We start from the raw sequence: 17,824 nt of genomic DNA, 5'->3' as shown, positions 1-17,824 counted from the left end.
TTAGATTTTCACTCTAACATTTGGGGTGCAGTACATCTATTCATGCGGGGAATTATATTTCTCTAATAAGGCCCTTTCAACAGACTCCGGAACAAGTTCCTTAACATTGCCATGATATTTTGCTGTTTCCTTAATCATACTTGAACTAATGAACGAATATTTGTTATTTGTCATCATAAAAAAAGTTTCGATATTTGGATCTAAATGTTTATTTATAGCCGAAATTTGCAGCTCATACTCGAAATCAGAAATGGCTCGTAATCCACGTAAAATAATTCTTAAGTTTTTTTCTTTAACATAATCGACCAATAAGCCATTAAATGAATCCACACTAACATTTGGTATATGTTTTGTCGTTTCTTTTAATAACGCCACCCGTTCTTCAAATGTAAACAATGGGGTTTTTCTAGAATTATTTAGAACAGCAACGACAATATGATCAAACACCGTAGCCCCTCGTTGAATAATATCTAAATGTCCATAAGTAACAGGGTCAAAACTCCCTGGATAAACCGCTATTCTACTCACTTAGTTTCTCCTTCCCTGACTCAAAAACATAGATTGAGACGGCCGTCTTTCCGTGATAGTCATTTCTTTTCCAAAGATTTAAATGCCCTTCAAATGAATCAGGCAAGGATATCGATGTATCATGTTCAATAACAATAAGTGAATCATCCTTAAATAATTGCCCTTTTATTAAGGCTTGAATGTCCTTTTTTATTTGTTGATCGGCATACGGTGGATCCATAAAAATAAGATTAAATTGCATTTCACGTTTTGCAAGCAAAAAGATGGCTCTAGAAACATCGTTTCGATATATTTCAGATTTAGGCTCATAACGACAGAGACGGACATTTTCTTGTATAACATCAAAAGCCTGTTTTGACCGATCGATAAAAACAGCGAATTCCATTCCTCTACTTAGTGCCTCAATACCTAACCCACCACTGCCGCTATACAAATCAAGGACCATTCCCCCATCAAAATATGGACCAATAATATTAAAAATCGATTCCTTGACCTTATCGGTTGTTGGTCTCGTTCGATTCCCTTTTACAGCTTTTAGTGATCTGCCTCTTGCTTCACCTGAGATAACTCTCACTTTCATCATCCTTATTATTGTAAAATCATTCAATATGTCCTTTATTTTATCCCGCATTAACGGCTAGTATAGCCTCCACCTCAAGGTAATGAGTGTAAACGAGTATTCCTAGGTGGGGGATAACTGCCCATAAAAGCCCGATTGGTTTAGTCTAGCAATCAGTGGGGGATGAAGAAAACCCCACTGATTGAAGTTTCACTTTATGTTATGTCGTCATTAATATGCCTTTTAAACTTTGTCTTTTATATTCTAAAAACGTATAGTTCCATTAAATCATGTTAATACTATTTCAAGACAACATCATAATTTAAGATGTTGTTCCAACCGCGGAGGCTTACGTTTCCCCATAAGTGTTCCGCTGGTTTCTCCTCTCCCATTTGTCTGACATACAACCTATGTATGAATTTAGACAACCTGCAGGATATCCTGCAGGTTTTTTTTATACTTCAAGAAAGTAAAAAAATTCAAGGTATAAAGTGTAAGCGCAACAAGCCTAATCTTCCTCGATTAAGCATCGAGTTGTCGCGAAGGCGAAGCCGTAGTGACACATTCTAGGCCTCTGTTCTAGCGCCTTTTAGGCTGGCGGGTAGGCAAGTTTTCTTTATATGTTACAGAGGAAGGTAGGCTGCTTCTTTCCCAGTGCTTTTTCCAGTGTTCTTCTTTTTTTCATAACTTGTTTTAAGCTCTTGCAGGTGTGATTTATCTATACGTTTCACATATTTGGCTTTTTTTAATTCTTGTCTAATTTCTTCTTCATTGGCAGCATCGCAATAGAGCATCACATAACGCATGCGATCCGATATATAATGGACGTGTCCATATCGTCTTAAATATCGTATATATTTCAAATGAGTGATCCATACTACTAGTCCAATTCTTTTAGTTTTCATTCTTTTTCTCCTCAATTAAAAGGTGATTCCAAGTAAAATACTTTTCATTCTATCCTATTTGAAGATTTGCCCTTTAGATTAACACATTCTGTTTTCTTTACAAAAAAAGGGGGTGCCCATCAGAACACACCCGAAAGACCCCAATATTAATGACAACCGCATGCTCCTCCTGTACTACAACCTCCAGCACACTGTTTATCAAAAAATGGGTCACCAGTTGGTACCATAATTGATTCGGATACAGCTCGTGCTATTTGTACACTTATTGAATTGAGTAAATCTTGTACTCTTTCTTCAGCTTCCTTATAAGCAGCCACTGTCTCATTTAAGTCTAAGTTTCGTTTGACTTCCATCATTTCCTGTATGACGGATTTATAATCTGGGTGGTAACGACCAAAGCGCTGCACCTCGTCATATTTCTCTTTTGTTTTTAAAAAATTATGAATTAGGGCTTGAGATTGAGCATCTTTTGCCATGCGTTCTTTACAAGTTAGGTAGTCATGGAAAACATCAGAGTGATTTAACATGTTTGCCAATTGTTCAGTATCATCTAAGACGGATATTGTTTCCATTGAAGCAAACATAACTCCACCTCCATTCATCAGTCTTTCATAGATCATCATACACTATCCTCTTACCCTTTGACAATGATCGAATCTTACGAAAGTGCCTTTAGATCCCTTAGAGGCTCACAGTCCATTTGTCTACCTACTTCCCATCTACTCATCCCAATTTGATTATTTAGAGGCTTATGTGGTTGTAAGATCTGTATATTATTTATCCTCATTTGCTGACATATCCGATTCTTGATTATTATCCTGCATGGACATGGCCATATCCATGAGCATAGAAAGAAAACTTACTCGCTCATTAAATTTATCCATTCTTTTTGAGAAGGTTCGGCCATAATACTCATTTGCTTCTTTAACTAATCTAGGATATTCATTTGGATACCGACTAAGCTTTATATACCATTCAGGATTCATTCTAATATATCGTTTTATTTCTGGAGCTGAAGTCAGATAATATTGAATCTCTCTTCTCATCTTCTTAATCCCTTCTAAAATGGAATGGATTCTGAGGTCTGATTTCTGTCATTGTTTGACGATTTTCATTTGCGCTAGTCCCATTCTGTTGATTGTTATTTTTTTGTTGAGGCTGAAATTGACCAATGATCCCTTGAATACTTGTTAAAGCCCCATTTAATGTTTCAAGCCTGTTTTCCCAATTTTTAGTGTCTATATGATTAATAAATGAAATAACTTTATCAAAAGAAAAATTCTTATGTGTACCTGTATCTTTTTTGACTTCTTTCCTTTTTATACCATATTCATCCCAAATTTCTGAGTCTTCACCAAAAAGAACCCATTCATCAAAAATGTCATTCCAGGATTTCCCTTGTTCTTTTATTTTTTTTACCATCTCGGGATGTTTTCGTAAAAATGTTTTAAAAGCATGAATCGCATCATTGGTTCGTTGCTCACTCATCCGTTACACCCCTTCCTTACCATTATTGACTTCTATTATTATCATAATATTGACATTCAAAATGGTTCCCCTAATTTAAAATATTTATATTTATTTAGTTTTTATCCAACCCTTTCGACATTTGTCAACAAAATTAAAAAGACCCCTATTTAACGGAGCCCTTATCATTAACTATTATTTTGTAGAAAATGGAGTCACAAAGTCCTGTGTATAGTTATCTTTATATACACCAACTCCTAGCTCAGTAAATTCATCATTCAGTAAATTTTTTCGATGATCTTCACTGTTTAACCATCCAATAACAACTGCTACCCCGTCTGGGTATTTTGCGGCAATATTCTCTCCAGCTAGTTGAAATTGAACTTTCTCTTTTTGTAACCTTTTTGACAAATCACCAGACCATTTTGAATCATGCGAGAAATAGTTTCTTTCTTTCATTTCTTGGCTATGTTTATATGCTGCATCTGAAGCCGATTTATTCCAATCTAGTGGTTTAACGTTATATCTTGTTCGCAAAATGTTCGAGATATCAAATATCTCTATCGCTTCCGATTGGTTTACTGCATCCCATTCATCGTCTGACAATTTCAACGGATCTGGTAAACTACCACCAATGTAAGTTAGTGAATAAGGTCTTTGTCGAACTAAAACTTCATCATTCATATATCGTACGCCAACTAAACGATCTGTCATATGATCAAAATTTAATTGAGCCCAGTATTTCCCAAATTTAATTAACGGTCGAACCATAAGATCATCTTCATTAAATTCAAAATCAATTTTAGTACCTTTATAGTTAAGCGAAACTGTATCAGATAATGGAACCTTTTTATAAATATCTCTCGATTTCTTTTCTATAATAAAAGGGTCTGTTTTTAACTGTTTTCCTAATGCATAAATCGACGACACGTGTTCCGATTTATTATCGATTCCAATTTGAATATATTTCTCAGATCCTCGTCCATATATATACCATTGATACCCTTCATTTGTCGGATCTATACGTTCTGGTTCTCCAAATTTCTCTATTATCTCTGTTTTTGACTTTCCCATATATGAAAATATCCCATTATTAGGAACCTTAAATGTTGATTGAGTTGGTGTTGTAATGTTTAAGGAATGATTATTATCTACTTTTTGATTCGTTGGTGGCCCTATCAATGTAAAAGCAAATGTCAGTACAAAGACAATAATCGCAATAAAAAATATCATAAAGCTTGTTTTACGCAGAAGACACACTCCCCTTTCATCATTCATTATACCAACGTTTATCTCTATATAAAATGAATTTCCCTTGAGATATAAATGAAAATTCAGGTTATGTCTGACATATCACACTTAACTATTTTTCTATCATGACGATGACCCAGGTGGTTTGATTTGTGTTTCTGTCTGCCGCATAACCAATCCCTACAGTTCCTTTTATATTATGTTTTAAGAAATAACCATCTTTTTTTAAAATCCAACTATGATATAGTCTATTAGTTGTTTCGGACAAACTTTCCTTTTTTGTCAATTCAAATACACGTTTATGAGGGGTGTGTGTGATAATCCACTCTGATTGAATAGGTTGTATGGTTTTACCCAGCTTAATTTGTTCAGCTCTTAATCTGGCTAATCTAGCTAGGTCGAAATCCATTTGAAGTAATGGCATGTGCTTCAATTTTCTGGCCTTATTTATTTTTAGAAACATCTCTTTCTCCTCAGGTTTTAAAGGAGAAAGATGACTAACTTCCATTGATTGTAATTGCTTCTCATTTTTTGACTCACCAATTGCTGCCACTGACAACTGACTTTTATTTAAAGTGTGACCAGTCATAAAGTAACTGGTTATTAGGAGCATCAAGGCTAAACTTATTAGACTAAAATGATAAACGAAAGACTTCACGTTCATTAGATATGCTAGGCCTCCTTCGTGCCAAAGTCTAGCTATCAGTTTAACCATTTTTATCATGATTTAGCCTGGATGACTTAATAGAACCACTTATTATTTAATTTATTTCTTTAATCGATACATATATAAAGAAAACTTGCCGATTGCAAGGCCATAAGGCGCAGACAGAGGCCTAAGCACGGACTTACACTTTATACCTTGAATTTATATTCTTCTTAAAGAGGTTGTTCAAAAAGTCACCAAATGATAAGGTACGAATCTCGGCGCCCGCTTGTTTTTCCAGTCCTCATGTAGTAAAAACCTACATTCCGGTCCTCAAAACAGTGCCGCCTTGATCTTCTTGCTTCTAATTTGCTTCCTTTTTGAACACGCACTTAAAAGTGTAAAAAAGCCATCCCATTCGATGACTTTTTCATAAAGTGCTTATCTTTATATGAGTACTGAGACGATCATAGCAATAAAAAGAACAACCATATAATTAAGGGAAAAAATAAACATCGCTTTTGCCCATTTTAACGTCATTTTCTCATCCTTTTTATATAATCCTGTAATGCCTAAAACTAACCAACCCACACCTAAAATAACGGCACAAACAGTATAAAGGACGCCAAGTGGATACAATACAAGTGAAACAGGAAGTAAAACAGAAACATAGATAATGATTTGTCGCTTTGTCATTTCGAAACCTGCAACAACGGGTAACATAGGAATACCCGCTATCCGATATTCTTCAGTACGTTTCATAGCAAGTGCTAAAAAATGGGGTGGTTGCCATAAAAACATAATAAGAAACATTAGCCACGGCGTCATCGATCCTAAAGAAGGATCAATAGCTGCCCAACCTATCAGTGGCGGCATTGCTCCTGATATTGAACCTACGATGGTGTTCATCGAATGAGTTCTTTTTAACCACCAAGTATAAATGACAACATAAACAAATAAGCCAATCAGTCCAAAAAAAGCAGCCGTGTAAGAAGATAAAGCCAACCATATAACACCGATGAGTGATAATATTAGCCCAACCCATAATACTTGTTTGCCAGGTATCTGTCCGGTTGCGGATGGTCTTTCTTTCGTCCTTTCCATTAACAAATCAATATCTCGGTCTATATAATTATTTAATGCACAGCCGCCTGCTATAATAAAGGCTGTTCCAAGTAAAACAAAAATAATCGAATCCAATCGATCAAAGAAACCTTCATTCGTGTATTGAAGTCCTAGCCATAATCCCGCGAAGGTTGTGATAAGATTCGAATTGACGATGCCCATTTTAAATGTTGTTATAAAATCCCTAAGCGTCGCTTTTCCTTCCTCTTGAATCAATTTTTCACTGTCTTGAATGGAGGAAATTGCTTTTACCATTTTCATACCGCCTTTTTCATTTTATCTCCCGTTAGATCTATTCTTATAAACTATGAGTATTCTCATCAAGATTTTTCTATCATACTTTTTCTTTTTTAGATGAATGAACTTTTCTTATCTCACCTTTACCCAAAAACGGCTGTCAAGTTTTATAGAGCCACATTTATGTTTTTATTTTGTTCACAAAGTTGATAAAAATATGCCTTTCACTTTGCATATTCTATCGACTTTCTTTATTATTAATATGTTATGATTAAAAGATTACTATACATGGCGTACTAATATATTATAACGAATGCTTATAAATTTGTATAATGTTTCACGTTAATTAAATTGAATTTCTTCTATTTTCGTTGTTCATTAGAAGAAATCTTATAACGATACAATGATTTTATGAGCTTTCATCTATAAGATTAGATGTACACCAACTAGTCACAATCGAGTACCAAAACGATATAACTATTTAAAGAAAGGACGTTACATATGAATCGTATTTGGCGTTATATAAGCGTATTTGCCACTATCATGATTTTAATCGTAGTAATAATGGGGGCACTAGTGACGAATACAGGATCTCAGGCAGGTTGTGGTTCCTCTTGGCCGCTTTGTAATGGTGAAGTGATCCCAACCCAGGCCCAAAAACATACGATAATCGAGGTGAGTCACCGATATGTTACAGGGATAACTGGAATTGCTGTTGTTATTCAAGCTATTTGGGTTTGGTTTAAATGGCGATCAAAAGAAACACGCATTTTAGCTGTTTCGTCCGTCTTTTTTCTTGTACTGCAAGCATTGCTTGGGGCGGCGGCCGTTATTTGGAGTCAATCATCCTATGTATTAGCCCTTCATTTCGGTATTTCGCTACTTTCCTTTGCAAGTGTTTTACTGATTACGATCGTTGTCTTTGAGAAAACCTATTGGAAAACTGGACGGATATCTTTTGATCTATCAAAAGGGATTAAATGGAACTTTGTTCTCCTTGGCATATATACCTATATTTTAGTCTATTCTGGGGCCTTTGTAAGACACACCGATTCAAGTTTGGGCTGTACAGATTTTCCGAGATGTAACGGTGAATGGATACCACCCATCGCATCCAGGGCGGGCATTCAATACTTGCATCGCGTTCTCGCTCTGATTCTTGTTATCTGGTTAATAGGGACTCTTATCTATGTACTTAAAAAATATAAAGACATTCCTTTATTATCTATTGGCCTTGTTATTGCTATTGTTTTTGTATTTTTACAAGCTCTCTCTGGTATTTTCATCATACAAACCAACATGATGCTCGTATTTTTATTACTGCATGCATTTTTTGTCACATGCTTCTTTGGAATACTCGTTGGACTTACAATGATAACCTTGCGAAAATATACACCTTAACAAAACGATGCTCCAATGTACGGCTATTGGAGTGTCGTTTGTCTTGCAACTGCATTTATAATTTTATTTAGAATCAAAAACCAAAACCTTCATCAATCATGATGAAGGTTTTGGTTTGTTTGATTAACTTTATTCGATTTATTAACTTAATTCGATTAGTAAATCTCCAGGCTGAATAACATCCGCTTCTTTAACACTAATTCGTTGAATGACGCCATCTATTGGTGCTTGAACCGTTGTTTCCATTTTCATCGCTTCAGCAATAAGAAGATGATCGCCTTTTTTCACTTTTTGCCCTTCTTCAACTAGTATTTTTAATACCGTTCCAGGCATCGAAGCTCCTAATTGTTTTGGATTATTTTTATCCGCTTTCGGATGCGATACAACGGAAGTTTCAATACTTAAGTCTTTCGTAATCACTTCACGTGGTTGGCCGTTTAACTCAAAATAGACAATCCGAGTTCCATCAGGCTGAGGTTGACTGACTGATACGAGTTTCACTACGATCGTTTTACCTTTGCCAATGGTGATTTCGACTTCTTCACCAATATTTAACCCATAGAAAAAGGTTGGTGTGTCAAGAATTGAAAGATCTCCATACGTCTCTTTGAAATTCAAATAATCTTTGAACACTTTTGGATAAAGAGCGGCAGATATGACATCTTCATTAGAAAACGACTCATTAAATTCTTTTTCTAGATCCTCTTTAATTTTATCAAAATTAACTGGTTCTAAGTGTTTGCCTGGACGATCGGTTAATGCTGGTTTTCCTTTTAAGACAATTTCTTGTAATTTCTTTGGAAATCCTTGATACGGTTGTCCTAAATCACCTTTAAAAAACGAAATAACAGAGTCTGGAAAGTCAAGTGTCTCTCCTTTATTGTAAATATCTTCTTCTGCTAGATCATTTTGCACCATATAAAGAGCCATATCACCTACGACTTTAGAAGAAGGTGTTACTTTAACAATATTGCCAAACATATCATTTACACGACGATACATGTCTTTGACTTGTTCAAATTTTTCACCAAGTCCAACTGACTGCGCTTGTTGTCTTAAATTGCTATATTGCCCACCCGGCATTTCGTATTTATAAATTTCAGAATTAGTTGATTTCATTCCACTTTCAAAAGGTGCATAGAATTTACGAACGCTTTCCCAGTAATGACTTAACTCTTCCAATGCGTCTATCGATACATTTGGTTGTCTATCATTATATTGCAATGCATAATAAAGAGCATTTGCGCTAGGTTGTGAAGTTAGACCGGATAACGCTTCGACGGCAACATCCACAATGTCAACGCCAGCCTCAATAGCCTTCGCATAAGTAAAAATACCATTGCCACTTGTATCATGTGTATGAAGGTGAATCGGAATATCAATCGTTTCTTTCAAAGCTGAGACAAGTGCATAGGCAGACTCTGGTTTTAATAGACCAGCCATGTCTTTTATTCCAAGGATGTGTGCACCAGTGGCTTCTAAATTTTTAGCTAATTCTTTGTAATATTGCAAGTCATATTTGGTTTTTGAAGGATCCAAAATATCACCTGTATAACAAATAGTTGCTTCTGCAATCTTATTATTTTCACGTACGGCTTCAATGGCAAGTTTCATGCCTTCTATCCAATTTAAACTATCAAACACGCGGAAAACATCTACGCCGCTCTCAGCTGCCTGTTTGACAAAAGCTTTAATTAAATTATCAGGATAGTTTTTATATCCTACTGCATTTGAACCTCTGAGCAACATTTGGAATAGTACATTTGGCATTTTTTTGCGTAAATTTCGTAGTCTCTCCCAAGGATCTTCCTTTAGGAAACGAATTGCTGTATCAAATGTTGCTCCCCCCCAAACTTCGCTTGAGAAAAGATGAGGAAGCATATGGGCCGTTTGATCGGCTACTTTGAGTAAATCATGGCTCCTAACACGAGTAGCCAATAAACTCTGATGTGCGTCACGGAATGTCGTATCAGTTAACAAAACTTTCTTCTGTTTTTTGACCCATTCGACGACACCTTCAGGTCCAACTGTCTCCAGAATTTGTTTAGTACCCGCCTGTATGACTTCATCATCTAAAACCGGAAGCTTAGGTGTTTCAAAAACAGCTTTCTTCGCTTTTTGAATACCAGGGTAACCATTAATCGTTGTATGGGCAATATAATCTATTATTTTTGTTCCACGATTTAGACTTTTTCTAAATACAAATAATTCAGGTGTTGAATCAATAAATGACGTCGTTACTTTTCCTTCTAAAAATGCTTTATGTTTAACTACATTTTCTAAGAAAGCGATGTTTGTTTTTACGCCTCGTATCCGAAATTCTTTAAGATTACGCAGCATTTTTGAAGCTGCTTTTTCAAAAGTTAGACCTTGAGTTGATAATTTAACTAAGAGTGAATCATAATGAGGTGTAATGACAGACCCTTGGAACGCATTTCCCGCATCCAGTCTTACTCCAAAACCTCCACCACTTCGGTAGGCCATAATTTTCCCGGTATCTGGCATGAAATTATTACTTGGATCTTCTGTTGTTACACGACATTGTATAGCATAACCATGCCAACTGATGTCTTTTTGTTCTGGTATAAGAATCGGATCTTCATGCAATCCATATCCTTTTGCAATTAAAATTTGCGATTGAACGATGTCAACTCCAGTAATCATTTCGGTTATGGTATGTTCTACTTGAACACGTGGATTGACCTCAATAAAGAAGAACTCTCCGTTACTTGATACAAGATATTCCACCGTTCCTGCATTTAAATAGTTCACACTTTTCATTAATTTTACAGCTGAGTCACAGATCGCTTGTCTTACATTCTCATCTAAAGCTCGGCTCGGAGCCACTTCAACGACTTTTTGATGACGACGTTGGACTGAACAATCCCTTTCGAATAAATGAACGGTTTCTCCATTTTGATCCGCTAAGATTTGAACTTCAATGTGTCTAGGATTTTCGATATATTTTTCAACATAGACATCGTCTTGACCAAATGTTTGTTTCGCTTCAGATTTTGCTCTATTATAAGCTTCTTCAAGCCCACTTTCGTTGCGCACGATCCGCATTCCACGACCACCGCCACCGAGTACTGCTTTAATGATGATTGGATATTGGTGTGCATTAGCGAAAGCACGCACTTCTTCAACACTAGAAACCGTTCCTTCACTTCCTGGTATGACTGGAATACCTGCTTCTATGGCTGCTATTCTAGCTTTTGATTTATCACCAAAGGTGATCAAATGCTGATGTTTTGGTCCAACAAAGATAATGTTTTCCTCTTCACAACGACGAGCAAATTCGGCATTTTCTGACAAAAAACCATATCCAGGATGAATAGCATCAACATCGTGATCTTTAGCAAGTTTTATAATGCCTTCAATGTCTAAATAAGCATCAATCGGTTTCTTTCCTTCTCCTACAAGGTAAGCTTCATCCGCTTTATAACGATGGTATGAAGCGGAATCTTCTTTCGAATAGATTGCGACGGTACGAATCTGTAATTCATTACAGGCTCTAAATACACGAATCGCAATTTCACCTCTGTTCGCAACCAAAAGTTTCTTAATGGGTCTCAATTGCATTCTCTTTCTCCCCCTGATTTGCTTGATGTGATCGTTTTATGTTGACAAAAGCTGAGATATTTATAAGTACTCCCATAGTAAATAATAACATTACAAGGGAGGAACCTCCATAACTAATAAAAGGTAAAGTAACACCCGTTATAGGTAGCAGTCCAGTCGCCGCCCCTAAATTGACAAATGTTTGAATCGCAATTAAAGATGACACCCCAATTGCGAGTAAACTTCCAAAAACATCTTTACATCGAATAGCTATAACAATGCCCTTTAAGACGAGATAGGCTAGGCAGATAATGACAAATAGGACCCCGATGAACCCCAATTCTTCTCCAATAATAGCAATAATGAAGTCTGTATGAGGTTCAGGTAGAAAACCTGCTTTCTCAATACTTTGACCTAATCCCTTACCCGTAAATCCTCCTGAAGCAATAGCAATATAAGAATTCACCAATTGTTTTCCTGCACCTTGTTGTATCGAAAATGGATCATAAGCAGCCTGAAAACGATCAGATTGGACATTTGAAATCATAAACGTAAACATTAAAGTGACTGCGATTAATGACAAAATAAGCAGCGTAATAATATGTTTAGCACGAATTCCTGAACAAATAATAATGGTTCCAGCTACTCCAGCAATAATCATGGCTGTCCCCAAATCGGGTTGTGCTTCAACAAGGATAAAAATGACGCAAATAAGAATTAATGGCGGTAATACGGACGTTTTAAAATTAGATATAAAGGCTTGTTTTTTGGCAAAGACGGAAGCCAAGTAAACAATAACGGTCAGTTTTGCCATTTCAGAAGGCTGAATATTAAACCCACCAAGCGCAAACCAAGATTGAGCATTGTTCGAAGTATGACCTACCACAAATAATAAGATTAGAAAAAATATGGTGATAAGCGTGATCGGTTTAACGAATTTCATATAAATTTTATATGGAATAATCATGCCCACTAAACCGGCAAATATTCCTAAACAACTCCATATCAATTGCCTTTGAAAAAAATAAGCACTTGTGCGTTCATATCTTGAAACTGAGACAACCATACTTGCACTGTAAACCATAATCAAGCCAAGGCCTAACAACATGCAGATTGTTACAATTAATGAATACTCATAATGACGAAATAATTTCTTTAACATGGTGATCACCTATTCATCTATTTAATTAGATAAAATAAAATTTCAGTCAGTAGGGTTCTTCATCCCCATCTAATTGATAGTTCAACCTATTAGGCTGTTTCAGACCGTTCCCCCACCTAAAACCTTTAAACTCTTAGATTCTTTGTGAGTCGTTCGTCTACCCAATTGGCTCAAATGAAACTTTTCCCGTTCATTGGATAAATATTTGATTATGTATGTCACTTCAAATCCATATCCTTAAATAGATCAATTGTCAGCCTTCATTGATACAAAAAAACCCAAACCATCAATCATCAAAGGAAGATAGTTTGAGCCTTATTTATTTATTTTTCGTTGAAGCCTCATGTAATGCAGATAATTGTCTTTCTAACGATTCAAGTAATGCTCTACCCTCTTCGGCTTGAATGAGACCTAATCTAACAGCAAAATCAATTTCTCTTGAAAGGCCGAACATCTGCGTGTCCAAAACTTCCTCGTAAAGAGGACATTGTGGCATGGTCAGGTTTTCCATTTGGACTTCAATAAGTTTTAGGATCTTATGTGCATCAGCTTTCAATAATTTAAAAGCTATTTCACGATGGCCTGCTGCCATTTCAGTAGACATTTGATCCCCTCCATCTCAATCACCAAGTTAAATTCATCTTACCTTTAACTTGGAGAAAAATCAAGATTTATTCACAAGTTTGATTCAGTTGGGACATTTATCCCACCTTAACGGGCAAGTATTGACCCCCACTAATAGGGGTTTCACTTTTATCCTGTTTAAATGAATTTCTCTATTTAGAATATCCCCATAAAGGAACGGTTATATTAATTTATAAAACAGCATGATAAATGGGATTCTTAAATGACTTTTTCTTAACTAAATGGTCTCTACCTATGTGCATGACCTGAAAGGAATATTTAATATGAAAATAAAAATCATCTTCATTTTTTTTCTAAGTCTAGCGATTGTTTCAGGATGTTCATTTCATTCACAGACAGAAGAACAAGATTTTCTTAAGAGAGATTCGACAAATCAACCTAAAGTTCATCAAATGAACCAAAGCATTGACTACCCTTCTAAAACAATGTCTAACCAAGATATCGCTAGAAGGCTAGTCCACCTTGCTGAACAAACCCCTGAAGTAAAAAGTGCTACCGCTTTAATCGTAGGGAAATATGCTGTTGTCGGTTTAACATTAGACAAACATCTTGATCGAACACGTGTAGGTACTGTAAAATACACCGTTTCACAAGCCATAAAAAATGACCCATACGGAGCAAATGCTGTTATAACGAGCAATCCTGATGTTATAGAACGTCTAAGAGAAATCGGTCAAGCCTTTAAACATGGACGACCTATTTCTGGAATAGCAAATGAATTAGCCGATGTTGTCGAAAGAGTGATACCAGAGTTTACGAAGAATGTGAAAGATAATCAAAACGAAAATAAACCAAGTAAATTAAACCAAAAAACTAATAAACACCAAGTTCCCGCACAAAGACAAAAAGATGAACAGCGTCCTAGAAATCATCATCAAAAAGAAAAAATCGAAAATCAACAAAAAGAAGAAATACACCAATCATAAAGTGATCTTTAATCAGCGGGGGCGTTCTCCCCTACTGGTTATCAGTTAAAACAACCGGACTTTTTCGGGCTAGAATCTCTCGCCTTTCGACTCCCCTTTTCTTAGGTTGGGGGCTTCCTGTTAAGTGAGATGAACGTAGTGGGCAAATGTTAATACTTATATACTCTCTAATTTCTTTCGTAAGAGGCTAAACGACTAACGTGAGAAATCATTCGTTTAATGGTATACTGATGTCACTTTCCTTTTTAATCATTCTTAGTGTGAAAATTTGTTTAAAGAAAAGAGGTGACTTCTGCAAAGTCCTCATGGAACATTGCAGCTGCCATTATGCTCGTAAAATGTATTATATGTGAAAAAAAAGTTATGTTAGATGATGATTCGCCTCTTGCTAAAAGATTAAGAAATCGCCCGATCCATACCTATACTTGCGATGAATGCTACAAACGAATTGGTGAAAGAACGCGTGAAAGATGGGCAACAGGAAAATTTACCTTACATTTACCTTCATTGAATAAAAAATCAAACTAACTCTTATGATGAGATAACCGTCCATAATAATGAAACCTGTCCAATCTTATTTTTAAAAAAACATTTAAAAAGCCATGCTACGATTAGCATGGCTTTTTAATGTTTCATTTATTATTTAGAAATTTTATTTCTTTTTCCTGCGCGTTCACGTTCAGCTTTATTAAGAATTTTTTTACGCATTCTAACGTTATCTGGTGTAATTTCACAATATTCATCATCATTCAAATAAGCAAGAGAGTCTTCCAAAGACAATTTTCTTGATGATTTTAACGTTGTTGTTTGATCTTTCGTTGATGAACGCACGTTGGTTTGTTGTTTGGCTTTTGTCACATTAACTGTTAAATCATTTTCACGGTTATGTTCACCAACAATCATACCTTCGTACACTTGAGTACCAGGATCAACGAACATGACCCCACGATCTTCTAGTTGACCCAAAGCATATGCTGTTGTTTGACCTGTTTCCATGGCCACAAGTACACCTTGACGGCGTCCACCTATAATTTCTTTCACCATTGGACTAAAGTGATCAAAACTATGGTTCATAATACCATACCCACGTGTTTCAGTTAAGAAATCACGACGATAACCAATAAGTCCACGTGATGGTATCATAAACTCTAGACGACTTTGTCCGCCTTCTTGTTGTTCCATGTTCAAAAGTTCTGCTTTTCGCTTACCTAGTGATTCAATAACGGATCCTACATGTTCTTCAGGGACATCAATTTGGACACGTTCGAATGGTTCACATTGGACACCATCAACTTCTTTAATAATAACCTGAGGTTTAGATACGGCAAGTTCATAACCTTCACGGCGCATATTTTCAATAAGAATAGACAAGTGTAATTCCCCACGACCGGCAACGATCCATTGATCTGGAGATTCAGTGTTTTCCACCTTCAAACTAACATCGCGTTCCATTTCAGCTTTAAGTCTTTCATCTAATTTACGACTTGTAATATATTTACCTTCTCGACCTGCAAACGGGCTTGTATTAACAACAAAGGTCATTTGCAAGGTTGGTTCATCAATTTTTAACACTGGAAGAGGATCAATATCATTAACATTATTAATGGTATCTCCTATATTAATATCTTCAACTCCAGTAATGGCGATAATATCTCCAGCCACAGCTTCTTCGATTTCAACACGTTTCAAAGCAAAATAGCCAAACAATTTTGTGACTCTAAAGTTTTCAACAGAACCATCTGCTTTAACAAGGGCAGCTTGTTCACCGACTTTAATTTTACCTCTATAGATGCGGCCAATTCCGATTCGTCCAACATAATCGTTATAATCAAGCATGGTCACTTGAAACTGAAGACTTTCATCACGATTATCAACAGGTGCTGGAACATGTTCAAGAATCGTATCAAAAACGACGGTCATATCTTGATCAACATGTTCTGGATCAAGACCAGCCACTCCATTAATCGCCGATGTATAGACAACTGGAAATTCAAGTTGATCTTCATCAGCACCAAGATCAATAAATAAATCGATTACTTCATCAATGACCGCTTCTGGCCGTGCCATTGGTTTATCGATTTTATTCACCACAACAATTGGTTTTAATTTCTGTTCTAAAGCTTTTTTTAATACAAAGCGCGTTTGCGGCATACAACCTTCATAAGCATCAACAAGAAGAAGAACGCCATCTACCATTTTCATAATACGTTCAACTTCGCCGCCAAAATCAGCATGCCCGGGAGTATCGACGATATTTATTTTAGAGTCCTTATAACTTAAACTCGTATTCTTAGCTAAGATCGTAATCCCACGTTCTCTCTCAATATCATTTGAGTCCATTGCTCTTTCATTTACATGCTGATTATCGCGAAACGTTCCAGATTGCATTAACAACTTATCAACAAGAGTTGTTTTACCATGGTCAACGTGTGCAATAATGGCAATATTTCGTAATTCGTTTCTCAATTTGGTCATTTTATATTAACTCTCCTCATCGTTACACTAAACTACAAAATTATAACACATAATACAATGATTTAATAGTTAAATAAAAAAAACATAACGTAAATTAATTTTTACAGCTCATGATATGTCTGGAAACTTGTATGTTAAGGGGCTCGTCACTATTGAACATTTTGTTTTTAGCAAGGCTTTAGCCTTTGCCTACTCGTCAAAAACAATTAGGCACAATCTCTTTGAAAAGAAAAAAATCAAAAAATCCTCAATAGTTATTGTTATCCCCTTTTCTTCAATAATTAAACATTAGAAAATATTATATGTATTCATTATACCCCAGTAAAAAACCTTCCATAAAGGAAGGTACCTTTTTTAAGCCTCTAACTGAACCATTTCTTGTCTTAGCTTTTCAAGTCTAGCTTTGCAACGTGTGATCTCTTTATCATTTTTGTTTAATATTGCATGGTGTAGTGTTGCCAATTCATAATCAATTTCTAACTTAACCACTGGAATTCTTTTTTCAGCATCATTTCGTTTTAATGTTTGAATGACCTGCTTCATGGTAACCTACACATCCTTTTAATAATATATTTTTTATTATATGGATAAACCCAGGTCTAACTAAATCTTCTGACATATCAAAGGGGGTATGTAACATAGTATGTTGATTTGAGTTGTTATGCAACAACTATTAAACGACTTGTTACGGTTATTCCCTTGATTTTGTGATCATTAAACATTTTTCTAAAATAGATGCATATTTCTTTTTTTCTGTTATGATATCAATGATGAATATTATTGACGCCGAAGCTAACATTGGATATCATATGTTGAATTCATTTTACATACATTAAACATGTACGTGTTGTTTATTAAAGTACAATGAAGGTTAAAATATAGCGAAGCTGCAATTAGTTAATAGTTAATCATAGAACGTCTTCTGTTTCTAAATCG

The 17,824-nt window shown here is 35.7% G+C and carries 17 protein-coding genes; 3 read left to right on the top strand and 14 right to left on the bottom strand.

Annotated features, from left to right (window positions below):
• Positions 1-36 precede the first annotated feature (36 nt).
• The 9 genes from coaD to cyoE form a co-directional block, all read right to left on the bottom strand.
• A complete protein-coding gene (gene coaD / locus FG390_RS01170; RefSeq protein WP_141189182.1) occupies positions 37-528 on the bottom strand; it encodes a pantetheine-phosphate adenylyltransferase in 492 nt (163 codons plus the stop codon).
• Entirely contained in the window at positions 521-1,102 is a 582-nt protein-coding gene (rsmD, locus tag FG390_RS01165) for a 16S rRNA (guanine(966)-N(2))-methyltransferase RsmD (protein ID WP_141189181.1), read from the bottom strand. Before rsmD ends, coaD begins: the two co-directional genes overlap by 8 nt.
• A 608-nt stretch (positions 1,103-1,710) precedes the next feature.
• Positions 1,711-1,992 (bottom strand): YlbG family protein, encoded by a 282-nt coding sequence (locus FG390_RS01160; protein ID WP_141189180.1) that lies wholly within the window; start codon positions 1,990-1,992, stop codon positions 1,711-1,713.
• 146 nt (positions 1,993-2,138) lie between these two features.
• Positions 2,139-2,576 carry a YlbF/YmcA family competence regulator gene (locus tag FG390_RS01155; RefSeq protein ID WP_141189537.1) on the bottom strand — a complete coding sequence of 146 codons (438 nt, stop codon included), beginning with the start codon at positions 2,574-2,576 and terminating at the stop codon, positions 2,139-2,141.
• A gap of 189 nt (positions 2,577-2,765) precedes the next feature.
• Positions 2,766-3,038: a YlbE-like family protein gene (locus FG390_RS01150; RefSeq protein WP_141189179.1), complete on the bottom strand. Its 273-nt coding sequence runs from the start codon at positions 3,036-3,038 to the stop codon at positions 2,766-2,768.
• Positions 3,039-3,042: 4 nt separating this feature from the next.
• On the bottom strand, positions 3,043-3,480 hold the full coding sequence (gene ylbD, locus FG390_RS01145; RefSeq protein WP_141189178.1) for a spore coat protein YlbD: 438 nt from the start codon (positions 3,478-3,480) through the stop codon (positions 3,043-3,045).
• 174 nt (positions 3,481-3,654) lie between these two features.
• On the bottom strand, positions 3,655-4,719 hold the full coding sequence (locus tag FG390_RS01140; protein ID WP_246092617.1) for a CAP domain-containing protein: 1,065 nt from the start codon (positions 4,717-4,719) through the stop codon (positions 3,655-3,657).
• Between the two features lie 103 nt (positions 4,720-4,822).
• The gene (locus FG390_RS01135; protein ID WP_141189177.1) at positions 4,823-5,374 is read right to left on the bottom strand and encodes a CAP domain-containing protein; all 552 of its coding nucleotides are present in this window, start codon (positions 5,372-5,374) and stop codon (positions 4,823-4,825) included.
• A gap of 429 nt (positions 5,375-5,803) precedes the next feature.
• Positions 5,804-6,736, bottom strand: coding sequence for a heme o synthase (gene cyoE / locus FG390_RS01130; RefSeq protein ID WP_141189176.1), 933 nt, complete (start codon positions 6,734-6,736; stop codon positions 5,804-5,806).
• Positions 6,737-7,219: 483 nt separating this feature from the next.
• Between cyoE and FG390_RS01125 the strand changes: the two genes are divergently transcribed.
• Positions 7,220-8,119, top strand: a complete 900-nt coding sequence (locus tag FG390_RS01125) for a COX15/CtaA family protein (RefSeq protein ID WP_141189175.1) — start codon at positions 7,220-7,222, stop codon at positions 8,117-8,119.
• A gap of 141 nt (positions 8,120-8,260) precedes the next feature.
• On the opposite strand, the gene pyc is transcribed toward FG390_RS01125, so the two are convergent.
• From pyc to FG390_RS01110, 3 genes are all read right to left on the bottom strand, one after another.
• Positions 8,261-11,701, bottom strand: coding sequence for a pyruvate carboxylase (gene pyc, locus FG390_RS01120; RefSeq protein WP_141189174.1), 3,441 nt, complete (start codon positions 11,699-11,701; stop codon positions 8,261-8,263).
• A complete protein-coding gene (ftsW, locus tag FG390_RS01115; protein WP_141189173.1) occupies positions 11,682-12,842 on the bottom strand; it encodes a putative lipid II flippase FtsW in 1,161 nt (386 codons plus the stop codon). The genes pyc and ftsW overlap by 20 nt, the downstream gene beginning before the upstream one ends.
• A 319-nt stretch (positions 12,843-13,161) precedes the next feature.
• Entirely contained in the window at positions 13,162-13,446 is a 285-nt protein-coding gene (locus tag FG390_RS01110) for an Fpa/YlaN family protein (protein ID WP_141189172.1), read from the bottom strand.
• Positions 13,447-13,750: 304 nt separating this feature from the next.
• On the opposite strand from FG390_RS01110, the gene FG390_RS01105 reads away from it, so the two are divergent.
• Both FG390_RS01105 and FG390_RS01100 read left to right on the top strand, forming a co-directional pair.
• Complete coding sequence (locus FG390_RS01105; protein ID WP_181406317.1) at positions 13,751-14,413, top strand: YhcN/YlaJ family sporulation lipoprotein; 663 nt, start codon at positions 13,751-13,753, stop codon at positions 14,411-14,413.
• 327 nt (positions 14,414-14,740) lie between these two features.
• Positions 14,741-14,941: a YlaI family protein gene (locus tag FG390_RS01100; protein ID WP_141189535.1), complete on the top strand. Its 201-nt coding sequence runs from the start codon at positions 14,741-14,743 to the stop codon at positions 14,939-14,941.
• Between the two features lie 111 nt (positions 14,942-15,052).
• On the opposite strand, the gene typA is transcribed toward FG390_RS01100, so the two are convergent.
• Together typA and FG390_RS01090 are read right to left on the bottom strand one after the other, a co-directional pair.
• A complete protein-coding gene (gene typA / locus FG390_RS01095; RefSeq protein ID WP_141189170.1) occupies positions 15,053-16,888 on the bottom strand; it encodes a translational GTPase TypA in 1,836 nt (611 codons plus the stop codon).
• Between the two features lie 354 nt (positions 16,889-17,242).
• Positions 17,243-17,431, bottom strand: coding sequence for a YkzI domain-containing protein (locus FG390_RS01090; protein WP_141189169.1), 189 nt, complete (start codon positions 17,429-17,431; stop codon positions 17,243-17,245).
• Positions 17,432-17,824 lie beyond the last annotated feature (393 nt).

Source organism: Terrilactibacillus laevilacticus, assembly GCF_006517395.1.
Lineage (GTDB): Bacteria > Bacillota > Bacilli > Bacillales > Sporolactobacillaceae > Terrilactibacillus > Terrilactibacillus laevilacticus.
The sequence above is the reverse complement of the archived record's forward strand: the minus strand, read 5'-3'. Positions and strand labels throughout refer to the sequence as shown.

What these genes read in the sequence shown, in the direction of transcription:
- FG390_RS01125 (WP_141189175.1), top strand. Translation starts at nt 7,220, where the DNA reads ATGAATCGTATTTGGCGTTATATAAGCGTATTTGCCACTATCATGATT.
- pyc (WP_141189174.1), bottom strand. Translation starts at nt 11,701, where the DNA reads ATGCAATTGAGACCCATTAAGAAACTTTTGGTTGCGAACAGAGGTGAA.
- FG390_RS01160 (WP_141189180.1), bottom strand. Translation starts at nt 1,992, where the DNA reads ATGAAAACTAAAAGAATTGGACTAGTAGTATGGATCACTCATTTGAAA.
- FG390_RS01090 (WP_141189169.1), bottom strand. Translation starts at nt 17,431, where the DNA reads ATGAAGCAGGTCATTCAAACATTAAAACGAAATGATGCTGAAAAAAGA.
- FG390_RS01155 (WP_141189537.1), bottom strand. Translation starts at nt 2,576, where the DNA reads ATGTTTGCTTCAATGGAAACAATATCCGTCTTAGATGATACTGAACAA.
- FG390_RS01105 (WP_181406317.1), top strand. Translation starts at nt 13,751, where the DNA reads ATGAAAATAAAAATCATCTTCATTTTTTTTCTAAGTCTAGCGATTGTT.
- FG390_RS01150 (WP_141189179.1), bottom strand. Translation starts at nt 3,038, where the DNA reads ATGAGAAGAGAGATTCAATATTATCTGACTTCAGCTCCAGAAATAAAA.
- ftsW (WP_141189173.1), bottom strand. Translation starts at nt 12,842, where the DNA reads ATGTTAAAGAAATTATTTCGTCATTATGAGTATTCATTAATTGTAACA.
- FG390_RS01110 (WP_141189172.1), bottom strand. Translation starts at nt 13,446, where the DNA reads ATGTCTACTGAAATGGCAGCAGGCCATCGTGAAATAGCTTTTAAATTA.
- FG390_RS01100 (WP_141189535.1), top strand. Translation starts at nt 14,741, where the DNA reads ATGCTCGTAAAATGTATTATATGTGAAAAAAAAGTTATGTTAGATGAT.
- ylbD (WP_141189178.1), bottom strand. Translation starts at nt 3,480, where the DNA reads ATGAGTGAGCAACGAACCAATGATGCGATTCATGCTTTTAAAACATTT.
- FG390_RS01135 (WP_141189177.1), bottom strand. Translation starts at nt 5,374, where the DNA reads ATGAACGTGAAGTCTTTCGTTTATCATTTTAGTCTAATAAGTTTAGCC.
- cyoE (WP_141189176.1), bottom strand. Translation starts at nt 6,736, where the DNA reads ATGGTAAAAGCAATTTCCTCCATTCAAGACAGTGAAAAATTGATTCAA.
- typA (WP_141189170.1), bottom strand. Translation starts at nt 16,888, where the DNA reads ATGACCAAATTGAGAAACGAATTACGAAATATTGCCATTATTGCACAC.